The sequence below is a fragment of the Arthrobacter sp. NPDC058127 genome (assembly GCF_042884555.1).
In the GTDB taxonomy this organism is placed as follows: Bacteria; Actinomycetota; Actinomycetes; order Actinomycetales; family Micrococcaceae; genus Arthrobacter.
The window spans coordinates 435,382-459,335 of record NZ_JBHVTT010000002.1 but is presented as its reverse complement, the minus strand read 5'-3'; the positions used below and the strand labels follow the sequence as shown (position 1 = coordinate 459,335).

Below are 23,954 nucleotides of genomic sequence, written 5' to 3'. Positions count from 1 at the left end.
GAAAGGTTTTCCAATGTCATCTCTCATGGTTTCTGTCATTGCTTTCGTCGCCGGCGTGAAGGATCGCATCCTGTCCTCCGAGAAGGGCGCAACAGCCGTTGAATACGGCATGCTTGTCGCTCTGATCGCCGCCGTGATCGTTACCGTAGTCGCCGCGCTTGGCGGTCAGATCAACACCGCTTTTACCAAAATCAACACGGCGCTCTGAACACACCCGACGATCTCCGACCCGGGCCGGTCACGCCGAGGAAATCCTCAAGGCGAGGCCGGCCCGGACCTTTTATAAGGGGAAACGCAATGAACAAGTTTTTCCAAAGGCTCCGGGTTTCTGAAACTGGAGCAACCGCAGTCGAATATGGCCTCCTCGTCGCATTGATTGCGGCAGCTATCATCGCAACCGTGGCGCTCCTTGGACCGGAAGTTCAAGCCGGATTCCAAACCGTCGTCGATAACCTCTAAAGGCGCCGGCTATGCACTCCGGAAAGAAGTCAGAATCCGAGGCTGGCGCCGTCGCAGTCGAATTTGCCTTGATACTTCCGATTTTCCTAGTGCTGGTGCTTGGCATCTTCGAATTTGGACGCGGCTTCAACATCCAGGTCTCCTTGACCGAAGCTGCCCGGGAGGCTGCCCGCTACGCCTCCATCCACCAAACGGATACCGGCTACAGCGTGACGGCCGCCCAAGACGCGGGAGTTGCCGCAGCCCCATCCGTTCCTTTGTCTGAGTCGAACATCAGTGTCCAGTCTGTCGGCTCAAATCCGTGCAATGTGGTCGTCACAGTGGCTTACAGCACTCCGTGGATGACGGGGTTCCCCGGTTTGGTTCCCGGGATGCCGTCGCAACTTAGCCTGCAAGGCAAAGGGGTTATGCGATGTGGCGGCTAAGGCGAGACGATCCTGAGCGTGGCGTGGTAGCCCCACTCACCGCTCTCCTTATGGTTGTGCTTCTTGGCATGGCAGCCTTCGCCATCGACGTCGGTTCCATGTATTCGGAACATGCCCAACTTCAAAACGGCGCGGACGCCGCCGCAATTGCCATCGCTCAAGCTTGCGCCAAAGATCCGAGTTCCTCGGACTGCGTTGGACCGGCGGCCGCCGCCACCGCGTTGGCTGGGAACAACGCTTTGGACGGCGTCACCAATGTGCCCAACGCAACCGTCAATCTGGGAGCTTCAACGGTGGACATCACCACCCAGTCGCGCGATACCTCGGGAAACAATCATTTCTCCCTGGTGTTCGCACGGGTGCTCGGCATTCAAACTACCGACATCGAAGCTTCGGCCCAGGCCACGTGGGGTCCGCCGAGCAACGGAGGGGCTTTCCCGCTTGCATTCTCAGACAACTGCTGGGATTTGAGCGGTTCCGCGCCGACGGGCGACCTTCAGAAGATTTCCTGGAAACCCGGAATCACCTGCACCAACGCCTCGGGCCATACCATTCCCGGAGGTTGGGGATGGTTGACCCAAAGCTCGCCGTGCTACTCCACCACACAGGCCGGCAGCACCAGCATCGGTTCGGACCCCGGTAACAATTTTCCAAGCGCTTGCCAGACGGTACTTCAGGGCTGGGTCGACACCCTCAACGGCGGCGGCACAGTGAAAGTGCTATTTCCGGTCTTCGACACAGCAACCGGGAGTGGCAATACGGGGTCGTTCCACATTATCGGATACGCCACGTTCACCATCGTGGGCTGGAAATTTGGCAGTAATGGCAGCCCCTACGTCTATCACAACACAAACGCCGCGCTCGGAAACCCCAATTTGGCCTGTTCTGGTGGAAACGATCGCTGCATCATCGGACAGTTCATCAAATACCAATCAATTGGCACCGCTGGTGGAGGCGGAGGAACCGGGGTAGACCTCGGAACCCTCAATGTCCACCTCAGCAAATAACAACCCAATCTGGGAGCACAACTCCATAGTCAAACTAAGGGGAAAATAAATTGAAAACTCGCCTACTGGGAGGCATAGTCGCAATCGTCCTGGCAATCGCCGGCACGTTGCTGCTGGTTACGTATGTACAAGGATCGGAAGCACGGGCCCAAAAAGACCTCCAGCCCGTGGACGTCCTAGTAGTTCAAAGCAAAATTCCCGCAGGTTCCGATCTGCAGACGGTCAAGTCGGCTGTCAAGCTCGCGTCGCTACCGGCGGCTTCAGTACCCAATGGGGCACTCAAGAGCCTTGATGGGCTCGACGGAAAAGTGTCGGGTGTCGACTTGCTTCCAGGAGAGGCTCTTCTTGGGGCCCGACTCGTCGATCCGACGAGTCTGGCGGCCCCTGGTTCCGTGCCAGTCCCGGCAGGTCTCCAGGAGATTTCCGTCCATCTGGATGCCCAGCGGGTAGTCGGTGGGCGAATCGCGGCCGGCGACACCGTTGGTGTCGTGGTCCTGCTCGACGATTCCGCAGCACAGGGCAGCGCTGGCGGTAGTGCGCAAATGGTCTTCCACAAGGTACTTGTGACCAGTGTTCAACGGGCAGCATCGCAGTCGAAGTCCACCAGCAGTCAGACTCAGTCCGGCCAAGAACAAGCCAATACCCAAGTGCCGGACGGTGCCTTCATTGTGACCCTCGCCCGGAATGACGTTGACGCCACGAAGATCGCTTTCGGGGCCAAGTATGGCGACATCTGGTTGACCAAGGAACCGTCTACCGCGAGCGTGAGCCCCAATGTCACGATCAAGCGGGCAGAGGTCCTCCAATGAGTCGCTTCCTAGTTATCACACCGAACGCGGACTTTGAACGCCGGGTCCGGCAAGCGACTGACGGCATGCACGGTGAAGTTCAGTCCATCGCGGCCGACTATCTTCCACCAAGCCCTGACGACGTATTGCGGGTCCTGTCCGGCGAGTTGTTGGAAGTGTTGGTCCTCGGGCCGGGACTGGCGCTTGACGACGCTTTCAGATTGGCGAGCCTCTTCGATCTGCAGTATCCGGAGATTAGTGTTGTCCTGGCCGCCGATGACCACGCGCAAACCGCGTTGCCGGCCATGCGGGCGGGAATCAGGGACTTGCTTCCCCCGGACTCGGGAGTGGATACGATCCGTATTCTACTTGAGCGTGCGAGCCTGGCAGCCGCTGGCCGCCGACGTGGATTGGGCGCGACAGTCGAAGGAGAACGGCCTGGCGGGCGGATTATCGCTGTGATGTCGCCCAAGGGTGGAGTCGGAAAAACGACGATTTCCACCAACCTTGCCGTGGGTCTTGGCAAGCTCGCCGGAATGGGTGTGGTGGTGGCCGATCTGGATCTGCAATTTGGCGACGTCGCGTCCGGCCTTCTCCTCGAGCCGCAAAAGACTATCGCGGACGCCGTGACCGGAGCGGCCGTTCAGGACAGCATGGTCTTGAAGTCATACCTCTCTGTCCACCCGGCGGGAATTTACGCACTCTGCGCGCCTCACAATCCAACCCAGATCGAACACATCTCGGCCGACCAGGTTGGACATCTCCTTGAACAACTTGCGAACGAATTCCAATACGTCGTGGTGGACACGGCCCCGGGACTTGGCGAGCACGTGCTGGCAACTCTCGAGCGCGCTACCGACGTTGTCTGGGTGTGCGGAATGGACATTCCCAGCATCAAGGGTTTGCGGACCGGTTTGGACGTCCTGGACGAGATTGGGCTGCTACCGCGGCATCGCCATGTGGTGTTGAACTTCGCTGACAGGCGGAGTGGGCTCTCGCTGGCCGACGTTGAAGCGACAATCGGCTGTCCGGTCGACGTCACCCTACCTCGTTCCAGGGCACTGCCGTTTTCAACGAACAAAGGCATTCCGCTGCTGCAAGACGGTTCCAAGGATGCCGCGGCGAAAGGCCTCCGAAAGTTGGTCGACCGGTTCAAGCCGGACTGGGAGGCCCGACCTCACAAGCAATTGCACCGAAGGGCGGTAGTCCAATGAACCTCTCCAAGCGCCTCGACTCAGCACGGGGAATCGAACCAGCCGCCACAGCAGCAAGTCCTGTGGACGATCCTTGGTCCGCTCCGAGAAGTAGCGGCCCTGACCAGCTTCCCTTCCAGACTGATTCCCTACCCGGTTCCGCGGAAACCAGCCAAGCACTCTCGGCAATCAAGGAACGCACCAGCGAAGCGCTCTACGAGCGCATGGGTGCACGGATCTCGGACACGAACATGGATGAAGCCGAGCTTCATCAGTTCGTCAAGGACGAACTCCGCGCGGTCATTGATGAGGACGAAATTCCCCTGAGTTCGGCAGAGCGTCAAAGGCTTGTCCAGGAAATCGCCGACGACGTCCTGGGACTGGGACCCCTGCAGCGCTTTCTTGATGATCAGGACATCACTGAGATCATGGTGAACAGTGCCGATCGTGTTTACGTGGAGAGTGCTGGAAAGCTCTACCTGACGGGTGCCCGCTTCACGTCTGAAGAGCATCTTCGTAAAATCATCGAACGGATCGTGTCAAAGGTGGGTCGTCGAATCGACGAATCTTCGCCTTTGGTTGACGCACGCCTTGCCGACGGCTCACGTGTGAACGCAATCATTCCACCCCTGGCGGTGAATGGGTCGTCGCTGACCATTCGTAAATTTGCTCGGGTCCCTCTCACTGTCCAAAATCTCATTGGGCTGGGCACCCTGAGCCCTGAGATGGCGGAATTGTTGCATGCCTGTGTCCAAGCCCGTTTGAACATCATCGTCTCGGGCGGTACCGGTACGGGAAAGACAACTCTGCTCAATGTTCTCTCGTCGTTCCTCCCCGCAGACGAACGCATTGTCACCATTGAGGATGCTGTGGAGCTTCAACTACAACAAGAGCATGTTGTCCGTTTGGAGAGCCGGCCACGAAACATCGAAGGAAAAGGTGAAATTTCCATTCGTGACCTCGTGCGGAACTCCCTGCGCATGAGGCCCGACCGGATTGTTGTCGGGGAGGTGCGCGGTGGCGAATCCTTGGACATGCTCCAGGCCATGAACACGGGCCACGACGGTTCAATCTCCACTGTGCACGCAAACTCTCCGCGGGACGCGGTAGCACGCTTGGAGACTCTGGTACTGATGGCCGGCATGGATCTGCCACTAAGGGCCATCCGGGAACAGATCGCGTCTGCGGTCAACCTGATTGTGCACATCTCCCGCCTTCGCGACGGCACCAGGCGCGTCACCCACGTCACCGAGGTCCAAGGTATGGAAGGCGACATTGTGACTCTGCAGGACGCTTTCACTTTCGATTACTCAGCGGGAGTCGACGCGAATGGCCGTTTCCTCGGACGGCCCGTACCCACCGGGGTACGGCCACGTTTCGTTGACCACTTTGCCGATCTGGGAATACAGATTTCGCCCGCCGTTTTTGGCTCCTTGCACATGGGGGGTGGACTAAGGTGAATCCCACCGACCCCGTATTTCTCGCGCTCGGCGTTGTCTTCGCGTTCTTGGCATTGTGCGTCGTGGTGTTCGTGTTCCTCGGATCGCGGAATTCGGACATAGCGCTGTCCAGGCGTCGTCCCGGTGGGACGGTCCAAACTTCGGCGCTTACAAAGGTGACGGCATCTGCGGTCACCTTCGTTGACAACGCCGTGGGGAAAACCCGCTCATCAGGAACCCGCGCGACCTTGGAAAAGGCGGGTATCAAAATTAAGCCCGCAGACTATATTTTGCTGATTACTTGCTCGGCCTTCGTTGCCGGAATAGTCGGCTTCATCATCAGCGGCTTCGTTTTCGGCTTGCTTTTGCTGATCGCCGCGCCTTTCGTTGCAAAGCTCATCGTGAGTGTGCTGACGGCCCGCCGTAGGGCGAAATTTGAGCTCCAACTCGGTGACACCATTCAAATGCTCTCGGGCGGCATGCGAGCGGGGCATAGCCTGCTCCGTTCAATAGATGCCGTGGCCCAGGAGGCCGAATCTCCTACCCGCGACGAGTTTGCCCGGATAGTCGCGGAAACACGGCTCGGCCGCGATTTAAAGGATTCAATGAGCGATGCTGCCGATCGCCTCGACAGCGAAGACTTCGTCTGGACGGCCCAGGCCATCGAGATCCACCGGGAGGTAGGTGGCGACTTGGCAGACGTCCTGGACCACGTCGGAGAAACCATTCGTGAGCGGGCACAGGTCAAAGGCCAGGTTCGCGCCCTAAGCGCCGAAGGACGCCTCTCCGCATATATCCTCATTGCCTTGCCAGTCGGAATGTTTTTATACCTCAGCCTGACAAATCCTAAATACATCGGGCTGCTGTACTCCAACCTTCTCGGGTGGATCATGATCGTTACAGCCGTCATCTTGCTGGGGCTTGGGGCCTTCTGGCTCAGCCGCGTCGTCAAGATCAAGTTCTAAGGGGTCGCTATGAGTCCTATTGCATGGCTTTTCGTAGCACTGATTGTCGTACCCATCGCCGGAATGGCCTGGTCCTTCATTTCCATCGACCGCGCCGGATTGGCGACAGTCCGAGCGAATTTGAGAAGAAGTTCTGGAAGGCTTCAACAAGCAGGGTCTGAGGCCCAGCGGATCCCTTTCAAGGAACTTGGCGTTCGTTTCACGCCCAAGGGATACGTCGGTTGGCTGGACACGCTCCTCGCCCGGGCCGGTCGTCCGGCGGGAATGCCGTTGGAGCGGCTCCTCATTGCCAAACCGGCACTCGCCCTCGTTGCCGGGCTTCTGGGCCTTTACTTCTTCCTCCGCGCACCGAGCGGACCAGGCCTCCTGCTGTACCTATTCGTTATTGCGTTGTGCTATCTGGTGCCGGATGTCATGATCCACAGCCGTGGGGCGAAGCGCCAGGAAGCCATTCAATTGGAACTTCCGAACACCCTGGACCAGATGCTGATTTCGGTGGAGGCAGGTCTTGGATTCGAGGCGGCGATGTCAAGGGCGGGTCAGAATGGATCCGGCCCCTTGGCCTCGGAATTCCTGCGCACCCTGCAGGACATGCAGGCTGGGCGCAGCCGCAAAGAAGCATACTTGGCTCTCGCCAGCCGTGCGGACGTTCCAGAATTGCGAAGCTTTGTGCGGGCAGTCGTTCAGGCTGACACCTACGGAATCGCCATAGCCAACGTCCTTCGGACACAGGCCTCGCAAATGCGCGTCAAGCGTCGTCAGCGGGCTGAAGAGAAGGCAATGAAGCTTCCGATCAAGGTGCTGTTTCCCCTCATGTTGTGCATACTCCCTGTGCTCTTCACTGTGATCATGGGCCCGGCAGTCATCAACGTCATGAACAACTTCGTGGGTGCGTTCTGACCACCTAGGACCGGCGCATCTGGGGCGCTACCGACCGGCCACCCGCGAACCCAGAACCGCGGGTGGTCTTCGCAGGCCCCCTCCACGGTACCCAGAGCCGGGAGGGGGCCGTCCAAACGTTCCAAGGGTGGAACGTTTGGACGGCCCCGAACCTACTCCCGCCGGGCCCGGGTCAGCTCAGCCCGCGCAAACAGTTGGTCGTCAGAGGGATAGGCCACTTCCTCAAGCACCAAGGGGTGCGGCGCAGCCAACACGGACTTCGCGTCCCTGACCCCCGCAAGCAGGCGCTCGTGCAGCCACTCCGGACTTTCCAGGCCCTCCCCCACACGCAATGCGGACCCCACCAAGGCCCGCACCATGTTGTGGCAGAATGCGTCGGCCTGGACGTTGGCGACCAATACACCATCACTGCCACGCACGAATTCAAACCGCTGCAGCTCGCGGATAGTCGTGGCACCTTCCCTAGGCTTGCAATAGGCGCGAAAGTCCTGAAGCCCAAGGAGCGACGCCGCCCCGGAATTCATCGCGTCCTCGTCCAACTCCGCCTTGTGCCAAAGGGTGAGCCTGCGCAAGACGGGGTCCCAGCGTTCGGGGCCATCGGCAATCCGGTAACTGTAGCGGCGCCACAACGCTGAGAAGCGAGCGTCGAAACCGTCAGCCGCCAGTCCGACGTCGTGCACCTCGATGGCGCCGGTCTCACCATGCAGGACCCGGCTCAAGGCTCCGCGAAGCCTCCGGAGCAGCGCGGCGGCGGGGTCGATTTCGTGGCCCCTCGGCAGTCCACCCCACTCGGCCTCGGTGAGATCAATGTGCGCCACTTGTCCGCGCGCGTGGACGCCGGCGTCTGTCCGCCCCGCCACGGTGACCCGGACAGGGCGCCGGACGATCAGCGCCAACCCCTCTTCCAGCGATCCTTGCACTGTGCGAAGACCGGGCTGGAGCGCCCACCCGTTGAAAGGGCCGCCGTCGTACGAAAGATCCATCCGGACACGCAAAAACCCGCCGCCCCCCAAAACGGGGGCAGCGGGTTTTCGTTCGTTCATAGACTTAAGTCTACTGTGAAGAATTCAGTGAATTACTTCTTTTCCTCAGCGGCCGGAGCCTCTTCGGTTTCAGCAGCTTCAGCTTCAGGAGCCTCGGCTTCGGTCTCTGCGGCTTCAGCCTCAACGACCTCTTCCTCGGCAACCGGAGCGGCTTCTTCGGCAACCGGAGCAGCCTTCTCAGCGTCCTTCTTGGCAGCAGCAGTTGCCTCGGCAACTACAGCCTGCTTCGGGGAAACCGGCTCAAGAACCAGCTCGATGACAGCCATGGGAGCGTTGTCGCCCTTGCGGTTGCCGATCTTGGTGATACGGGTGTAGCCACCATCGCGGTTGGCAACGGCGCCGGCGATGTCGGTGAACAGCTCGTGGACGATGCCCTTGTCGCTGATCAGGCCGAGCACGCGACGGCGGGAGGACAGGTCGCCGCGCTTGGCGAAGGTCACGAGGCGCTCTGCGTACGGCTTCAGGCGCTTGGCCTTGGTGACCGTGGTGGTGATGCGCTTGTGCTCGAACAGCGATGCTGCCAGGTTCGCGAGCATCAGGCGCTCGTGAGCCGGACCGCCTCCGAGGCGCGGACCCTTAGTGGGGGTAGGCATAGTAATTTCTCCTGTAATGAAGGCCGTCCGGGTCCGAACGTGGACTCGGTGGCCAAGATCTGCTTGTTAGAGCTCGTCGTCGCTGAACGCGGCGTCGTCCTCTTCGATGGCTGCGGCGCGGGCTGCAAGATCGAAACCGGGAGGGGAATCCTTGAGGGACAGACCCAGTTCAACCAGCTTTGCCTTGACCTCGTCGATGGACTTCGCACCGAAGTTACGGATGTCCATCAGGTCAGCCTCGGAGCGGGCAACGAGTTCACCCACGGTGTGGATGCCCTCACGCTTGAGGCAGTTGTAGGAACGGACGGTGAGGTCCAGATCCTCGATCGGCAGTGCCATGTCAGCTGCCAGGGCAGCATCCGTCGGCGACGGGCCAATCTCGATACCTTCAGCTGCGGTGTTCAGCTCACGTGCAAGACCGAACAGTTCCACCAGCGTGGTGCCTGCCGAAGCAACAGCGTCGCGCGGGGCGATAGCCTGCTTGGTCTCGACGTCGACAATCAGCTTGTCGAAGTCAGTGCGCTGCTCAACACGGGTAGCTTCCACGCGGAAGGTAACCTTCAAGACCGGCGAGTAGATCGAGTCGACCGGGATACGGCCGATCTCGGAGTCGCCGGACTTGTTCTGAGCTGCCGAAACGTAGCCGCGGCCGCGTTCGATGGTCAGTTCGAGTTCGAACTTGCCCTTCGAGTTCAGCGTGGCAATGTGCAGATCCGGGTTGTGGAATTCGACGCCGGCCGGCGGAGCGATGTCCGCGGCGGTGACGACTCCGGGGCCCTGCTTGCGCAGGTATGCAACAACCGGCTCATCGTGCTCGGAGGACACGGAGAGGTTCTTGATGTTCAGGATGATCTCAGTGACATCTTCCTTGACACCCGGAACCGTGGTGAACTCGTGCAGCACGCCATCGATCCGGATGCTGGTTACAGCGGCACCGGGGATGGAGGAGAGCAGGGTACGGCGGAGGGAGTTTCCGAGGGTGTAACCGAAGCCCGGTTCCAGCGGTTCAATGATGAAACGCGAGCGGTTCTCGGAGACTACTTCTTCAGACAGAGTGGGGCGCTGTGCAATAAGCACTTAGGTTTCCTTTCGGCGAGCATCCGCTATATGACGCAACACAGGTGGTGGAAATCGGCTTGGTTCCGGCTTTGCCGGCCGGGGCGCCACGGAACAGTCAGACTGTTCCGTGGCGAACCCGGCCGGCAAAGGCCAAGAATCCAATTAGACGCGGCGGCGCTTCGGCGGGCGGCAACCGTTGTGGGCGCTGGGGGTGACGTCCTGGATGGAGCCAACCTCGAGGCCAGCGGCCTGCAGCGAACGGATTGCGGTCTCGCGTCCGGATCCCGGTCCCTTGACGAACACGTCAACCTTGCGCAGACCGTGCTCCTGGGCACGCTTTGCAGCGGCCTCAGCAGCCATCTGGGCGGCGAACGGGGTGGACTTGCGGGAGCCCTTGAATCCAACCTCACCGGCGGAAGCCCAGGAGATTACAGCACCGTTCGGGTCCGTGATGGACACGATGGTGTTGTTAAAGGTGCTCTTGATGTGCGCTTGGCCAAGCGCGATATTCTTCTTGTCCTTCTTACGCGGCTTGCGAACCGCGCCACGAGTCTTCGGGGGCATTATTTCTCCTACAGAAAGTTATCGGGGGAAAGTCGGCGCTATTTCTAGCGGCCGGCCTTCTTCTTGCCGGCGACGGTACGCTTCGGGCCCTTGCGGGTACGAGCGTTGGTCTTCGTACGCTGACCGCGTACGGGCAGGCCCTTGCGGTGACGCAGGCCTTCGTAGCTGCCGATTTCAACCTTGCGGCGGATATCTGCTGCTACTTCGCGGCGAAGGTCACCCTCAACCTTGTAGTTGCCTTCAATGTAGTCACGCAGCTGGACCAGCTCGGCGTCAGTCAGGTCCTTGACGCGAACGTCAGCGCTGATGCCGGTGGCAGCCAGGGTTTCGTGTGCACGGGTCTTGCCCACGCCGTAGATGTAAGTAAGCGCAATTTCCAACCGCTTTTCGCGGGGAATGTCTACGCCAGCGAGACGAGCCATAGTGGCAGTACTCCTTGAATAAACCGGAGGTCGTAGGCAGTACACCCGCACTTTCAGTGCGGCCCCAGCCTCCGACCGGGGGTTAGCTGTCCGGGCTCCATACGTCCCAATTCAGCTTGTGCTGCCTTTATTTACTTGCGTGGGTTAGCAACCCAGGTTGCCCTCGCGGGCGCTAGTTCCCTTGCGGGGAATTAGCCCTGGCGCTGCTTGTGGCGCGGGTTCTCGCAGATCACCATGACCCGGCCATTACGGCGGATCACTTTGCACTTGTCGCAGATCTGCTTAACGCTCGGCTTGACCTTCATGGCGTTCCTTTGCGTGTTGCAGTTGGTCGGCTGAAACGGCTATACCCGGGTTTCCCGAGGCTGCCGCCCAGCAATTACTTGTAGCGGTAGACGATGCGACCACGTGTGAGGTCGTAAGGGCTCAGCTCCACCACTACGCGGTCCTCAGGGAGAATCCTGATGTAGTGCTGTCGCATCTTCCCCGAGATGTGTGCAAGAACGATGTGCTTGTTGGTGAGCTCAACGCGAAACATCGCATTGGGCAGCGCCTCAGTCACAACGCCCTCGATCTCAATGACCCCGTCCTTCTTGGCCATATCCTCCGCTAACTGTTGTTTGCCGCAGCCCTCCGGTTAGGCACCGGAAAATCTGCGGACGTTTTTTGTTTGTTTGGCCGTCCGGCTCCTGCCACTCCACGAAGCAGGACTCGCGACCTGTTAAATGGGCGTGGCTGTGCAGACAACCAACAGACAACTCTACGCCAAGACGGCGCGAAAGTTAAATCCGCCCATGCTAGCGCAGACACCGGCACGGTGTCACCCTTCCCCTGGCCGCGGAACCCCCTTGGATCCCGCTAAACCGCGCCGTAGGCAGGGAAGGTGCTTGCCGCCGTCGTGATGGATTCCGCGGCCGCGACACCGTCGAGGACAGCCAGGCGGACGGCGTCTGCCGCTGCGCTTTGCAGGGTGATGAGCGACACCTGCCTTGCTTGTTCCGAACTGCGGTCAAGCCCGACGGCGCCGGTCGCCAGCGCGAACACGGTGTCGCCGTCGGCGAGGGTATGGGAAGGACTCAGCGCCCGGGCGAGGCCGGCGTGTGCGGCACTCGCGGTGCGCTTGCATTCGGCCGGGTCGAGGACCGCGTTGGTGGCGACGACGACGAGCGTGGTGTTCAGCGCCGGAGGCCCCGCCGGTTCGGAGCTGCCGGATTCCGTCCGACGGGACGATGTGCCGAAAGGCATTCCCAGAGCGTTGACCACTGCGAGCGCACCCACCACCACGCCGCTGTCCAGGGTGATGGACGAGGTGCCCACTCCCCCTTTGAACGCGCCGCGCCCAATCACGGCACCGGTACCGGCACCGACGTTTCCGCGCACGACGTCGGCGTGCTCGCTTGACGCCGCAGCCGCACCGGCGGCTTCGTAACCCATGGCTTCGTCGGGGCGGGCTGCGAAGTCACCGCCGCGACCCAGGTCGAAGATCGCGGCGGCCGGGACGATCGGTACTACTCCCCCGGTCACGGCGAAACCGCGCCCTTGTTCTTCGCACCATCGCTGGGCGCCGTGGGCCGTGACCAAACCGAAGGCGCTACCGCCGGTGAGCACAACGGCGTCGACCGTGGGCACCAGCGTGGTGGGGTCGAGGGCGTCCGTCTCGTGCGTGCCGGGGCCGCCGCCACGCACATCCACCGATCCCACCGTCCCCGGCGGCGGAAGGACAACGGTCACCCCGCTCAGCCAGCCACCGCCGATCCGCTGGACATGTCCCACCCGGATTCCTGGCACATCAGTGATCTTGGAAGTCATGGGCCTATTCTGCTCCTCCCCACCCAAGTAGCTCGCAGTTGTTGTCGTTATCAGCCGTCTAAACGACAACAACTGCGAGCCAGTTGGGTGTGGACGGTGCAGTCGTGCCTACACCGCTGCTCCGATCCGGGACAGCGCGTCCCTCAAGGCTTTCGCCGAGACGTCGATAAAGTGCGCGCCGTCGTACGGGGCGGCGCGCAAGTCGCCGAGCCGCGGCGCGTCGCCCCGTTCCGCGCGTTCCGCGTAGTCCGCAGCCATGTTCCGGATGCTGGCCACCTCTTCGGGGTCCAGGTCAGGGTGCATGGCAATCCATTCAGGATCGTCGAGGCCGATCGGCAAGTGCAGGGTGGGACCTGCGTTCTCGATGGAGAGCGGCAGGTCCGGGTTTTCGGCGCGCAGGATGCCGAGAACCGCATCCCAATCGATCGAGCCCTGGCCGATCGGTGCGAAGACCCGCCCGAACACGCCGTCTTGTTCGCCCAGGACAAAGTCCCGCAAGTGCGTGGCCCGGGTGTACGGTGCCACGCGACGCGCAGCGGCCACAGGGTCTTCCCCGCGCACCACCACGTTGGCCGTGTCGAAGGTAACCCCGAGGACGTCCGGCCCCACGGCTTCCACCAAGCGGACGATTTCGTAGCTCGTGATCTCTTCGTGGGTCTCGATGTTCATGTGTACGCCGTGATCCCGGGCCACCGGCGCAAGCAGCCGCAGGAACTTCTCGATCGCCACGAGCTGGTCTGCCCACGGTGCGTCGGTCCGAAAGCGGTCGAAAACGTAGTAGCCCGGCATGCCGCGCTGGTAGTTGGCACACGCCACCCACAAGTCGGTCACTCCGGCGGCTTCGTGGGCGGCCTCGATCATCTTGATCATGCCGCGCGTGTAGTCGCCGTCGCCGAGCCTGCGGACCTGGGGCGCTTCGGCCGTCGCGTACGGGTTGACCTTGGCCAGACCCATCTGGAGGTACAGGTTGAGTGAGTCCGCACAGTCCCGGACTTCTGCGAGCAAGCCGCGGTCCAGGGTTGGGGAGACGTCCATGACGCTACGGAAATACACCCCTTCCATCCCCATGCCGTGCGCCCGCTCAAGGATACGGATCGCCGAGTCGTCCGCTTCGTGGGGGATTTTGCTTCCATCGACACCAATTCGCATTTTCGCGTCCTTAGCTAGTTCTTCGTGTTTGTCTTGTCCGCCGCGGGTGCTCTCCGGAGCCCCGAGCGGTACCCAGAGAGGTCGCCCCTAGCGTCCCCAGTTGTAGAAAGTGGTTGACGAGGCGTAGTCAAAGGCCTTTACCGAGTGGGCCAGCACCGCCGTGAACTGCGCACGGTAGAGGATGATGGTGGGCGAACTGGCCCGCCACGCGTCCACCAGGGCATTGATGTACGGCTGCTGCGCCTGGAGATCCGGGGCGTTGTCGAGCTTCTTCATGAGATCCGGCGTGCCTGGAATGCAGATGTGCTGGTTGTTGAAGCTGCTGCCACAGGTCATCTTCTTGCGGAGTTCGTAGGCAGCCACCGCACCGGCGCTCTCGAAAAGCAGCGCAGACTGGTATTTGCCCGTGTTGAACTTCGTGGCGAAGGCCGTGGGCGTCTGCGAATCGATGTTGACCGTGACCCCTATGTCTTCCCACGAGGCTTTCAGGATCGTCGCAAGCGTGGAGACCCCTGGCGATGTCGGGTTGATCATGAGGTCGATCTGGGGGTTCACCAGACCCGACTCCTTGACCAAGGCCCGTGCCCTGTCCTTGTCGAGCGGGCGCGCGGCCGAGCGTTGCGCGTCGAAGCCGGGTGTTCCTGGAACGAAGGGACCGTAGTAGCTGTCCGCGTAGCCGTATGCCACGCTGGCCTTGATTTGTTCGTACGGCACCGCGTACGTCAGCGCCTCCCGCAATTTTGGATTCGACGTGACGCCGGAGGAGTTGTCGAATGACACCGTGACCGGAGCAAATGCCGGGGCCGCGGTGACCGTGCAGCAGTCGTTCTGGCTTAGTTCGTGAACCACGTAGGGTGGCAGCCCCAGGGTCACATCCGCCTCTCCACGGCGGGCCTGCAGCATCAGGGTCGGGATCGAGGTGATGAAGTTGACGCGGACCACCGGTTCCTTGGCGGCTTGGCCGTAGTAGTTCGGATTGCGCTTGAGGACCGCGTAGTTGTTGGCCACGTACTCGTCCAGAACGTAGGGGCCGCTACTGCTGGCTGTGTGCGCGGACAACCATTGATTCGGCACGCCTTTCTTGTCCTCGCCATGTTCCTTGATGACTTTCGGGTCATAGATCGACCCGCGGCTCTGCGCCAACGTCACCAGGATCGCGGGGTATGCGCGTGATAGCTGGAGCCGGACAGTCTCTGGGTCCACCACGACGACGCTGCTAATCAGGGGCGGGTCCGTCAGGCCGATCTGCAGGCCAAGGGATCCGCACCCTCCGATGGTGAGGTTCCGCATGATCGAGTACCGGACGGCCTCGGCGTCCAAAGGGTTGCCGTTCGCGAATTTGGCTCCCGGATGCAAGGAGAACGTGTAGGCCTTCCCGTCGGGGGAAACCGTCCAGGATGTGGCCAAGTCCCCTTTGACGCGGGCAGGATCAGTATTGGCCACGAGCGTGCCGTCGGGCTGTTGATCCTCGTCGAGCTTGACCAGCCGGGCGTAAAAGTTGCTAGCAAAGCTGTTCTCATTGCCCGCGCAGACGAAAGCCGGATCAATGTTGGTCAGCGTCGTGGCCCAGTTTACGGTGAAGGGCCGGCTGCTCGGGGCCGACGAAGCAGCCGGACTGGCACAGCCCGCCAGGGCGAGCAGGCCCGCCGCGGCGAGGAACGCCGTCGTCCTCTTCGTCAGGGTGCGCAGGGAGGGCAGGGTCCTCATTTCACTTTCCTTCCATGGCTGCGGCCGTCCCGGCCGCCGCAAGCGCATTTGCCCGACGGCGAGCGCCCGGCACCGCGTCAAGCAACGCACGGGTATAGGGATGGGTGGTGTTGTCGAAGACGTCCGCTGAAGTTCCGGCCTCGACGATCTGTCCCGAATTCATGACGGCGATGTGATGGCTCATGAGCCGCGCCACCGCCAGGTCATGGACGATGAACAAATAGGTCAACCCGAGCTCATCCTGGAGGTCGCTCAGGAGGTTGAGGACCTGGGCCTGGATGGAGACGTCCAGCGCGCTCACGGGTTCGTCCAAGACCACGAGGTCCGGATTGAGGACCAGTGCCCTGGCAATCGCGATCCGCTGGCGTTGACCGCCGGAGAACGCGAACGGATAGCGTTGCGCCTGCTTGAGGGTGATCCCCACGCGGTCAAGCACTTCCTCGACCCGGCGCGAGCGCTCCGCCGGGTCCGAGACGCCGTGGATGACCAACGGCTCTTCCACGAGGTCGGCAACTGTGAAGCGGGGATCGAGGGATCCGTTGGGGTCCTGGAACACCATCTGGATGCGCTTGCGCATCCGCCGCATCTCCGGCTTCGACAGGGACGTGAGGTCGACGCCGTCGAACTCGATCAGTCCGCTGTCTACTGCGGTCAGGCCCATGACGCACGCAGCCGTGGTGGACTTGCCGCTGCCCGATTCCCCCACGAGCCCCAGTGTTTGTCCGCGGCGCAGTTCGAAGGAGACATCCCGCAGGATCTGTGTCCGGTTCCGGGAACCGACACCCCTGCCGTAGGACTTATTGAGGTTCTCCACCCGCAAGAGCGGGGCTGTGGCTGCGTTGCTCATGCTGCATCTCCTGGAGTGTCGCTTGCGAAATGGCAGCGGACGACGGCGCCGCCCGCCAAGGCGCGCGCCTCGGGCCGTTCAGTTGCGCACCGTAGTTCGTCCCGGCCGATCGGGCATCGGGACACAAAAGGACATCCGGGCTCATTCACGGAAAGGTCCGGGGGCGAGCCGGGGATGGCCGGCAACGCTCCACGCTTGGCAGTGGCGGGGTCGATGACACAGTCGAGGAGCGCCTTCGAGTAGGGGTGCGCCGGCGAGCCGAAAAGGGACCGGGTGCTGCTGGATTCGACGAACCGTCCCGCATACATGACGTTGACGCTGTCGCAGAGTTCTTCCACGATCCCCAGGTTGTGGGTGATCATCACCAGCGCATTGCCGCGTTCGTCGCAGATCTTGGCCAGGAGGTCGAGGACTTGCGCCTGCGTGGTGACGTCCAGGGCCGTGGTGGGTTCGTCGGCGATGACCACGGCGGGGTCGTTCGCGATGGCCATGGCAATGAGCACGCGCTGCCTCATGCCCCCGGAGTACTGGTGTGGGTAGTCGGCGATCCTCCGTTCGGGATCGTTGACGCCCACTTCGGCGAGGAGTTCGCAGGCCATCCGCCGGGCCACCTTGGCGGACACGTCCTGGTGCACCCGGATGGTTTCCACGAACTGGGTTCCGATGGTCTTGAGGGGATCGAGGGCAGCCATCGGGTCTTGGAACACCAAGCCGATGTCGCGGCCCCGGATCTTGGAGATCCCGGCGTCGTCAAGGCCCACGAGCTCTGTCCCGTTGAGCTTGACGCTGCCGCCGACAATGCGTCCCGGTGGCGGAACGAGCCCCACGAGGGACATGGCGAGGGCGGATTTCCCGGAGCCCGATTCACCGACGATCGCCAATCTCTGCCGCTTGTAGAGGTCGAACGATACGTCCCGCACCGCGTGGACGGTTCCCGAGGCTGTATCGAAGTTGGTGGTTAGTCCGTTGACGCTCAGTACGGGCGCCTGGTCCGTGATCACGTCGCGGGCCATGCTCCGGGAAGGAAAAGGAAGTGCGTTGGTGTGCGACATTAGCGGGCTCCTACTCGGGTGCGGGGATCTGCCGCGGTCATGATGAGGTCCGCGGCAAGGCTGACCACCACGTAGAGGATGGCGGCCAGCAGGAGCACTGCCTGGACCACGGCAAAGTCCTTCTGGATGATGGCGTCTGCGGTCATGGAACCGATGCCCGGCCACCCGAACACTTTCTCGACCAGCAGGCTTCCCGCCAGGAGATCGGCGAACAACAGCGAAGCAGCCGGCAACAGTGCCAACAGGCCGTGCGGAGCCACGTGGCGCGAGTAGACCGGGAACCTGCGCAGGCCGTGGCTCTGGGCGACGGTGACGAAGGTTTCGCGGAGCGTGCCGCGGAGCTGGTTCCGGTACAGCCGGCTGAGGAAGGCGAACGGACCCAGGGCGATAATTATCGCGGGCAGAATCAGGTGCCAGCCCGCATTGACGAAAGTTCCCCACTGTCCCGCAAGCAGGGCGTCCACGGTAAACATGCCGGTGACGTTCGGCGGACGGAGGGTCCCTGGTGACAGTCGGCCCTCGGGACCCGGGAATATCCCGAGCTGGATCGAGAGAACCAGCAAGGCAAGAAGGGCGATCCAGAAGGGTGGCGATCCCATGGCAAGGGAGGAAGCGATTCGAAGAAGCCGGTCCGGCCAGCGGCGTCGTGAGTAGACCGAGATGCTCGCGGCGAGGACCGCCGCCACAATGGCAATGATGACCGACAGCAGCCCCAGTTCGATCGTCGCCGGCAGCCGTTGGGCAAGGAGGCTGCCCACGCTGTTGCCGGTGCTGTACGAGAAACCGAAGTCGCCGCGGAGGAGCGAGCCCATGTAGTTGCCGTACTGGACGAACAGGTTGTCATCCAGTCCCATCGACTTGCGCAGCGCGGCGATGGCGTCGTCGGTGGCCGCATCGCCGGCAATGGCCCGGGCCGGGTCGCCGGGAACCTTGCGAAGGAGGATGAAGGCGAAGATCGAAGCCCCGAAGACCGTGGCCAGTGCTACTCCGAGCCGTTTGAAAATGGTGTTAATCATCGGGAAACCTCATTTCGCCTGGATAAATTCACCGCGTGGGTCCAGGACTTCCCGGGCCCTGTCGGCGATCATGGTGGTCAGGCTGACGGCAAGGAGCAGGCCCAGGCCGGGGAAACCCGCGATCCACCATTGACCGGTCAGGAAGAATTGCTGGCCGTCGGTGATCATTTCTCCCCATTCGGCCGTCGGGGGTTGCGCACCGAGGCCCAGGTAGCCGAGGGCAGCCAGGGAGAGCACCGCCGCGCCGAAGACGGCGGCCATCTGCAGGATCATGATCGGGACCAGGTGCGGGAAAACGTGGCGGAACAGCACGCGGGCGGGGTGTGCTCCGAGTGCGACGGTGGAGCGAACGAAATCCTGGCCGTACAAGCGCATCACCTCGCCGCGAAGGGTCCGCATGTACCAGGGGAACGAGTGTAGCGAAAGCCCGATGACCACCGCCGCCACGCCCGGCTGCAGTGCCATCGCGATCGCCATTGCCAGAAGAATGGCCGGGAAGCAGAGGATGGAGTTGGTCAGCCACGTGAAGAGTGTGTCCACCCAGCCGCGCATGGATCCCGCCAAAAGGGCCGCAATACACCCGGCGACCGCGCCGATCAACGCAATGGTCAGGCCCGCCAGGATCGATGTCCGGCCACCGGCCAGGACGCGGGCCAACACGTCACGGCCTGTGTCGTCCGTGCCCATGGGATGTCCCAGGCTGGGAGCCTGAAGGACGGCGCCGAGGTTGATGGCATCGGGCTGGACGCGCCAGACCAAGGGGCCAATCAGGGTGGCCACAATGAGGGCGGCCAAGAACGACAAGGTCAAGGTCAACGCCCTGTCCCGCCGAAGGAAGCTCCTGAAGGGTCTCCTTCTGGCCGGGACAACGATCTGTGGGGCGGCAATGGCTGTCATGAGAGTCCTTCCTCTCCGGAAAGGATCGTGGCCGGCTTTTTCACGCCGGCACCGATCGATGTGAGGATCGTCCGCACGGTGGCGGCACTGTGGAGCAGTTGGCGACGGCGCTCGGCAGGGGCGGGTTCGTCGTCCCAATCGGCGAGCGCCGGGATATGCCCGCGCGCCACGCCGTCGTGCGTCGCAACACCGAGCCGGGCCAACTGGCCCAGCCCCGCGGCGTCGAGGTGGGGTTCGTGGGTGAACCACGAACGGTCGAAAACCGGAGCGTCGAACTTTCCCCGATGCTGTTCCAGGGTGAAGTCGCGTACCCCGGCACGGAACAGGTGGCCAAGGATCGCTTCCCAATCGAAGACCCCCTCGCCGATTGCCCGCAAGCGACGCCGGTAGCCGTGCGGCAAGGGGAACAGGACCGCGTCCTCCAAATGGGTCATCATGACCTGAGGTCCAAGCACCCGGGCTGCCTCGACAGGGTCTTCTCCCCGAACCACCAGGTTGGCTACATCGAATCCGATTCCGAAGACTGCAGGATCCAATGCCTGGACAAGCGACTGCACTTCCGGTGAAGCCAAGTCTTCGTGCGTCTTGACGTTGATGCGGACCTTGGCGTCACGCGCCGCGGGTGCGAGTGCCTCCAGGTTCGCGCGGATAAGCCGGAGCTGGGCAGGGTGGTCGAGGAACCTGCCTTGTTCCACGGCCCCTTCGCGAACTGATCGTGTGTAAACAAAGAACTCAGTGACGCCGAGTTCCAGGCCGCGGGCCAGGGTCCTGTTCAGCCCGGCCCGAATCCTGGCGGGATCATCGAACGGTCCCGCGCAGCCCAGGCCAAGCTGGAGCTCGACGTCTCCGCGCCGGGCTTCCTCCGCCACCTCGTTCAGTTCGTCAGGAGCTTCACCGGAAAGTTCCGCCGCGATGCTGTTGAGCACCACGAGGGTGAAGCCATCATCCAAGGCGGCCCGCAGCGATTCGACCTGTGGCCGGTCTTCATGGCCCGGGTAGCGGGTGAACTGGACTCCCAGCCGCGTCTCCGGCAGTTCGCCGGCGCCGAGGGCCCGTGAATCAGGTAGCAGGTGTGTGATCTGGGTCATGTTGGCCAAGATACACTCGTAAGACGTCTTACGAAAGAGTAGATTTTTCGAACACCATGTGAGACGCTTCGTTGACGGAAGTGGATCGGCGAACAGCATGCCTAGCAAGGAGGGCACCATGACGGTGAATGGCCGGCGCAGCGTCGTCGACGATGCGATCGATGACATCCGCCTGCGGATCCGGGAGGGCGAATGGGGCCTCGGAGACCGCATTCCCCCCGAGCCGGAGCTTGGAAAGGCCTTGGGCCTCAGCCGGGCACCCCTCCGGGAAGCCCTCCGCGCCTTGGTACACGCAGGCCTTCTGGTGACGCGTCAAGGTGACGGAACCTTCGTCGCCGCCGTGGACGAGCAAGAAGTCGCCTTGCGCAAAGGCCTCCAGGGAGCGGACAGGCTCGAGGCCATCGAAGTCCGCCGCAGCCTTGACATTCCTGCGGCCGCCCTCGCGGCGCAGCGCCGGGACCAGGAGGACCTCGACAAGCTCCAGGACGCGCTCGATCGACGCCGCGCCGCCGCGGAAGCCCACGACGAAGACGGATTCCGGCTGGCAGACATCGACTTCCACCGGGCCGTGGTGGGCGCCGCGCACAACCAGCTCCTGGCCGGCATCTATGGTTCCCTCGCGGAGAGCATCGACGGTTCGTGGACATCGCCCGAGGGCCTGAACCGTGCTGCCCACGCCGAGCACGATAGCCATGACGAGCTTTTTGACGCCATCCGCGACCGCTCCACACAGGACGCCATGCTGGTGGCTGGAGCGATCCTGGACAACCAGGCTTCGGATTTGGAGGGCAAGGCCGTGGGCTCCACCGGCACCTAGGATCTCCGAACGCGACAACACCCTCAAGGAGAGCCGTGATCACGCGCATCAAAGCCGCCTTCATCATTGGCTATGCCGACGGCGACCACTGCATCCTGCCCGACGCAGAACTGGTCCACGAAGACGGAACCATTGTCTTCGTGGGCCGGGACTACCCCGGAGTCGTGGACATCGACGTCGACGCCGGACAGGCAATCGTCTCCCCCGGATTCATCGACTTGAACGCCCTGGCCGATATCGACCACGCTCTCTTCGATTCGTGGCCGGATCCCGATCGGCGCCTGGGCCTCGTCTGGTCCGAGTCCTACCTACGGAACCACGGAGCCGTGTTCACCCGCGAGCAGGCACGGTTCCGACGTGAGTTTGCCCTATCGCAATTGGTCCGCAACGGCATCACCACGCTCATGCCCATTGCGTCCGAGAGCTATCACGAATGGTGCGAGGACTACGAGGACCTTGCCGACACCGCTGCCGCCGTGGAGGCCCTCGGCCTCCGGGCCTACCTGGGGCCGAGCTACCGCACCGCGGTCCCCTATACGGACGGCAAGCGGGTGATGCTCCACGAAGACGAACGGCGCGGCCTCGATGGCCTGGATCAAGCTGTCCGCTTCGCCCAGGATTACGAAGGGCGGGCCCAAGGGCTGATCAGGACGGCCCTGCTACCCGCCCGGATCGAAACGCAGACCGAACAGACGCTCCGCCTCACCCGGCAAGCCGCCGATGAGCTCAAGGTTCCGGTGCGCCTGCACGCCGCCCAGGGGCTCTTCGAAGTCGAGACCGTGATCGCCCGCACGGGACGGCGCCCACTCCCCTATTTGGCCGATCTCGGTTTCCTCGCGGAACGCACCTACATTCCCCACGCGTGGACCATCCCCGGACACCCTCACATGCCTGCGGCCGCCGGCACGGGGGACGACCTGGCGTTGCTCGCCGGGTCCGGAACGTCGGTCCTGCTCTGTCCCATCCCCATGGCCCACTACGGCGGGATGCTCGACAACTATGACTCCTACCGAGAGCGCGGAGTGCGGATCGTACTGGGCACCGACTCTGCCCCGCCCAACATGATCCGGGCCATGGACCTGGCGATGGGAATGACCAAGACCCTCACGGGGGACCGTACAAGCGCCCAGGCCGCGGACTTGTTTCGCTCGGCCACCCTGGACCCGGCCGAATCGCTCGACCGTTCCGACCTGGGACGCCTGGCGCCGGGGGCGCAGGCCGACTATTTCATCCTGGACCTGACTCGCAGTCACATCGGCCCGCACGCCGACCCCATCCGCACCCTGATCATGAACACGGACGGACGGGACATCACGCGGGTGGCGGTGGCCGGACGGACCATCGTTGACAAGGGAGAAATCGTCACCGTGGATACGAGCGACTACCGGGAACGCGCCCAGGATTTCCTGGACCACTACATTGCGTCCCTGACCGCCTCGGATTACGCCCAGCGCCCCATCCACGAACTCCTTCCACCCAGCTTTCCCCTGCGCTGAACGAGCACAGCATGCGGATTCCGCACAAACGGTAGTCGTGCCTCGAATGTAAACACGGCCCTATCCGCCACGAAACATCGAGTAAACGAACGCAGAAGGCTTGTCCAACAATCCCGCGAACGGTCCGTTTTTTGACTTGACAGGTGTTTCCGTGTGGTGAGGTAAAACTAGCCGCCCCCCCTTGACCCAACAGTTCGGGTCCGGCGCGCCCCGATATCTGCGAACCGTTAGAGACCTCCCATGACAAGACAACTGACTGGCAGCCCTGCGGCCCCCGCGCAGGCTCTCCCGGCCCTTCAGCGCCGGGGACGTTGGTCCGGCCGAACCCGACGCGACTTCTTTGTGTTCCTGGCACTGGCTTTGCCGAACCTGGCGCTGATCGCGGTATTCACGTATCTGCCCCTGATCAACAACATGTATTACTCAACCCTTGACTGGACCTTGGGCTCCACCTCGGCCACCGTTGTGGGCCTCGACAACTACGTCACCTTCTTCACCAGTTCCGACGCCCCCCAAGTACTCGGCACCACCCTTATCTTCACTGTCGTCACTGTCGGCGGTTCCATGGTGCTGGGCCTCTTGGTGGCCCTGGCCCTGAACGCGAAGGTCCGGGGCACCACATTTGCGCGCTCTGCTGTCTTCGCCCCCTACGTCCTCAGCGGCGTAGGCGTCGGCCTCGTGTGGCTGTTCATCTTCGACCCCGGATACGGCGTGCTGTCATGGCTGCTCCGGGGCATCGGCCAGCAAAGCCCCCAGTGGATCAACGATCCACAACTCTCCCTCGTGATGGTCATCATCGTTTACGTCTGGAAGAACCTGGGCTACTGCGCGGTCGTCTACCTCGCCGGGCTCCAGTCGCTCCCGAAGGACGTCATGGAGGCGGCTTCCCTGGATGGCGCCAACGGCTTCCGCCGCTTCATGAGCATCTCCGTTCCCCTGCTTTCGCCCACCACGTTCTTCCTGCTGATCACCACGATGATCAGCTCGCTTCAAGCGTTCGACCTGATCCGCATCATGACGCCGCTGGGCAACGGCACCAGCACGCTGATCTACGAGGCCTATCTGCAGGCCTTCGGAGCCTACAACCGCGCCGGATACTCCGCCGCCATCTCGGTAGTGCTCTTCGCCATCCTGCTCATCATCACCGTGCTCCAGTTGCGGTTCGTCGAACGGAAGGTGCACTACTCGTGAGCACGCTCTCCCCCGTCAGCCCCAACTC

General features: G+C 62.4%; 27 protein-coding genes. 12 read left to right on the top strand and 15 right to left on the bottom strand.

Going from position 1 to position 23,954, the window contains the following annotated elements; genetic code table 11:
• Positions 1–13 precede the first annotated feature (13 nt).
• The 9 genes from ACFVTG_RS05545 (at position 14) to ACFVTG_RS05505 (ending at position 7,176) form a co-directional block, all read left to right on the top strand.
• On the top strand, positions 14–208 hold the full coding sequence (locus ACFVTG_RS05545; protein WP_284980801.1) for a Flp family type IVb pilin: 195 nt from the start codon (positions 14–16) through the stop codon (positions 206–208).
• Positions 209–297: 89 nt separating this feature from the next.
• Positions 298–459 carry a Flp family type IVb pilin gene (locus tag ACFVTG_RS05540; RefSeq protein ID WP_268020766.1) on the top strand — a complete coding sequence of 54 codons (162 nt, stop codon included), beginning with the start codon at positions 298–300 and terminating at the stop codon, positions 457–459.
• Between the two features lie 11 nt (positions 460–470).
• A complete protein-coding gene (locus ACFVTG_RS05535; RefSeq protein ID WP_390278748.1) occupies positions 471–884 on the top strand; it encodes a TadE/TadG family type IV pilus assembly protein in 414 nt (137 codons plus the stop codon).
• A gap of 68 nt (positions 885–952) precedes the next feature.
• Positions 953–1,891, top strand: coding sequence for a pilus assembly protein TadG-related protein (locus ACFVTG_RS05530; RefSeq protein WP_390278948.1), 939 nt, complete (start codon positions 953–955; stop codon positions 1,889–1,891).
• Between the two features lie 50 nt (positions 1,892–1,941).
• Positions 1,942–2,700 carry a Flp pilus assembly protein CpaB gene (cpaB, locus tag ACFVTG_RS05525; protein ID WP_390278745.1) on the top strand — a complete coding sequence of 253 codons (759 nt, stop codon included), beginning with the start codon at positions 1,942–1,944 and terminating at the stop codon, positions 2,698–2,700.
• Positions 2,697–3,893 carry a CpaE family protein gene (locus ACFVTG_RS05520; protein ID WP_390278742.1) on the top strand — a complete coding sequence of 399 codons (1,197 nt, stop codon included), beginning with the start codon at positions 2,697–2,699 and terminating at the stop codon, positions 3,891–3,893. The genes cpaB and ACFVTG_RS05520 overlap by 4 nt, the downstream gene beginning before the upstream one ends.
• Positions 3,890–5,332 (top strand): CpaF family protein, encoded by a 1,443-nt coding sequence (locus tag ACFVTG_RS05515; protein ID WP_390278739.1) that lies wholly within the window; start codon positions 3,890–3,892, stop codon positions 5,330–5,332. Before ACFVTG_RS05520 ends, ACFVTG_RS05515 begins: the two co-directional genes overlap by 4 nt.
• A complete protein-coding gene (locus tag ACFVTG_RS05510) occupies positions 5,329–6,276 on the top strand; it encodes a type II secretion system F family protein (RefSeq protein ID WP_390278736.1) in 948 nt (315 codons plus the stop codon). Before ACFVTG_RS05515 ends, ACFVTG_RS05510 begins: the two co-directional genes overlap by 4 nt.
• Positions 6,277–6,285: 9 nt before the next feature.
• Positions 6,286–7,176, top strand: coding sequence for a type II secretion system F family protein (locus ACFVTG_RS05505; RefSeq protein WP_390278734.1), 891 nt, complete (start codon positions 6,286–6,288; stop codon positions 7,174–7,176).
• A gap of 152 nt (positions 7,177–7,328) precedes the next feature.
• Here ACFVTG_RS05505 and ACFVTG_RS05500 read toward each other — a convergent pair whose 3' ends face one another.
• From ACFVTG_RS05500 to ACFVTG_RS05430, 15 genes are all read right to left on the bottom strand, one after another.
• On the bottom strand, positions 7,329–8,219 hold the full coding sequence (locus tag ACFVTG_RS05500; RefSeq protein WP_390278731.1) for a tRNA pseudouridine synthase A: 891 nt from the start codon (positions 8,217–8,219) through the stop codon (positions 7,329–7,331).
• Between the two features lie 32 nt (positions 8,220–8,251).
• A complete protein-coding gene (gene rplQ, locus ACFVTG_RS05495) occupies positions 8,252–8,812 on the bottom strand; it encodes a 50S ribosomal protein L17 (RefSeq protein WP_390278728.1) in 561 nt (186 codons plus the stop codon).
• A gap of 66 nt (positions 8,813–8,878) precedes the next feature.
• Positions 8,879–9,889, bottom strand: coding sequence for a DNA-directed RNA polymerase subunit alpha (locus tag ACFVTG_RS05490; RefSeq protein WP_011692778.1), 1,011 nt, complete (start codon positions 9,887–9,889; stop codon positions 8,879–8,881).
• A gap of 144 nt (positions 9,890–10,033) precedes the next feature.
• Positions 10,034–10,435, bottom strand: coding sequence for a 30S ribosomal protein S11 (gene rpsK / locus ACFVTG_RS05485; protein WP_028265083.1), 402 nt, complete (start codon positions 10,433–10,435; stop codon positions 10,034–10,036).
• Between the two features lie 44 nt (positions 10,436–10,479).
• A complete protein-coding gene (gene rpsM / locus ACFVTG_RS05480; RefSeq protein WP_011775569.1) occupies positions 10,480–10,857 on the bottom strand; it encodes a 30S ribosomal protein S13 in 378 nt (125 codons plus the stop codon).
• Positions 10,858–11,048: 191 nt separating this feature from the next.
• On the bottom strand, positions 11,049–11,162 hold the full coding sequence (rpmJ, locus tag ACFVTG_RS05475) for a 50S ribosomal protein L36 (protein WP_011775570.1): 114 nt from the start codon (positions 11,160–11,162) through the stop codon (positions 11,049–11,051).
• 74 nt (positions 11,163–11,236) lie between these two features.
• Entirely contained in the window at positions 11,237–11,458 is a 222-nt protein-coding gene (gene infA, locus ACFVTG_RS05470) for a translation initiation factor IF-1 (protein ID WP_009358723.1), read from the bottom strand.
• Positions 11,459–11,715: 257 nt separating this feature from the next.
• Positions 11,716–12,666 (bottom strand): P1 family peptidase, encoded by a 951-nt coding sequence (locus ACFVTG_RS05465; RefSeq protein ID WP_284755167.1) that lies wholly within the window; start codon positions 12,664–12,666, stop codon positions 11,716–11,718.
• Positions 12,667–12,774: 108 nt separating this feature from the next.
• On the bottom strand, positions 12,775–13,815 hold the full coding sequence (locus ACFVTG_RS05460; RefSeq protein WP_390278722.1) for a sugar phosphate isomerase/epimerase family protein: 1,041 nt from the start codon (positions 13,813–13,815) through the stop codon (positions 12,775–12,777).
• An 87-nt stretch (positions 13,816–13,902) separates the two neighbouring features.
• The gene (locus tag ACFVTG_RS05455; protein ID WP_390278720.1) at positions 13,903–15,522 is read right to left on the bottom strand and encodes an ABC transporter substrate-binding protein; all 1,620 of its coding nucleotides are present in this window, start codon (positions 15,520–15,522) and stop codon (positions 13,903–13,905) included.
• Between the two features lies 1 nt (position 15,523).
• Positions 15,524–16,369, bottom strand: coding sequence for an ATP-binding cassette domain-containing protein (locus ACFVTG_RS05450; RefSeq protein WP_390278718.1), 846 nt, complete (start codon positions 16,367–16,369; stop codon positions 15,524–15,526).
• Positions 16,366–17,421: an ABC transporter ATP-binding protein gene (locus ACFVTG_RS05445; RefSeq protein WP_390278715.1), complete on the bottom strand. Its 1,056-nt coding sequence runs from the start codon at positions 17,419–17,421 to the stop codon at positions 16,366–16,368. Before ACFVTG_RS05445 ends, ACFVTG_RS05450 begins: the two co-directional genes overlap by 4 nt.
• Positions 17,421–18,437, bottom strand: coding sequence for an ABC transporter permease (locus tag ACFVTG_RS05440; RefSeq protein WP_390278713.1), 1,017 nt, complete (start codon positions 18,435–18,437; stop codon positions 17,421–17,423). The genes ACFVTG_RS05445 and ACFVTG_RS05440 overlap by 1 nt, the downstream gene beginning before the upstream one ends.
• A 9-nt stretch (positions 18,438–18,446) precedes the next feature.
• Positions 18,447–19,334 carry an ABC transporter permease gene (locus ACFVTG_RS05435; protein ID WP_390278711.1) on the bottom strand — a complete coding sequence of 296 codons (888 nt, stop codon included), beginning with the start codon at positions 19,332–19,334 and terminating at the stop codon, positions 18,447–18,449.
• Positions 19,331–20,422: a sugar phosphate isomerase/epimerase family protein gene (locus tag ACFVTG_RS05430; protein WP_390278709.1), complete on the bottom strand. Its 1,092-nt coding sequence runs from the start codon at positions 20,420–20,422 to the stop codon at positions 19,331–19,333. Before ACFVTG_RS05430 ends, ACFVTG_RS05435 begins: the two co-directional genes overlap by 4 nt.
• A 118-nt stretch (positions 20,423–20,540) precedes the next feature.
• Here ACFVTG_RS05430 and ACFVTG_RS05425 point away from each other — a divergent pair, with 118 nt between their 5' ends.
• From ACFVTG_RS05425 to ACFVTG_RS05415, 3 genes are all read left to right on the top strand, one after another.
• On the top strand, positions 20,541–21,239 hold the full coding sequence (locus ACFVTG_RS05425) for an FCD domain-containing protein (protein ID WP_284755158.1): 699 nt from the start codon (positions 20,541–20,543) through the stop codon (positions 21,237–21,239).
• A 35-nt stretch (positions 21,240–21,274) separates the two neighbouring features.
• Complete coding sequence (locus ACFVTG_RS05420; protein ID WP_390278705.1) at positions 21,275–22,735, top strand: chlorohydrolase family protein; 1,461 nt, start codon at positions 21,275–21,277, stop codon at positions 22,733–22,735.
• Positions 22,736–22,975: 240 nt separating this feature from the next.
• Positions 22,976–23,926, top strand: coding sequence for a carbohydrate ABC transporter permease (locus tag ACFVTG_RS05415; protein ID WP_390278703.1), 951 nt, complete (start codon positions 22,976–22,978; stop codon positions 23,924–23,926).
• Positions 23,927–23,954 lie beyond the last annotated feature (28 nt).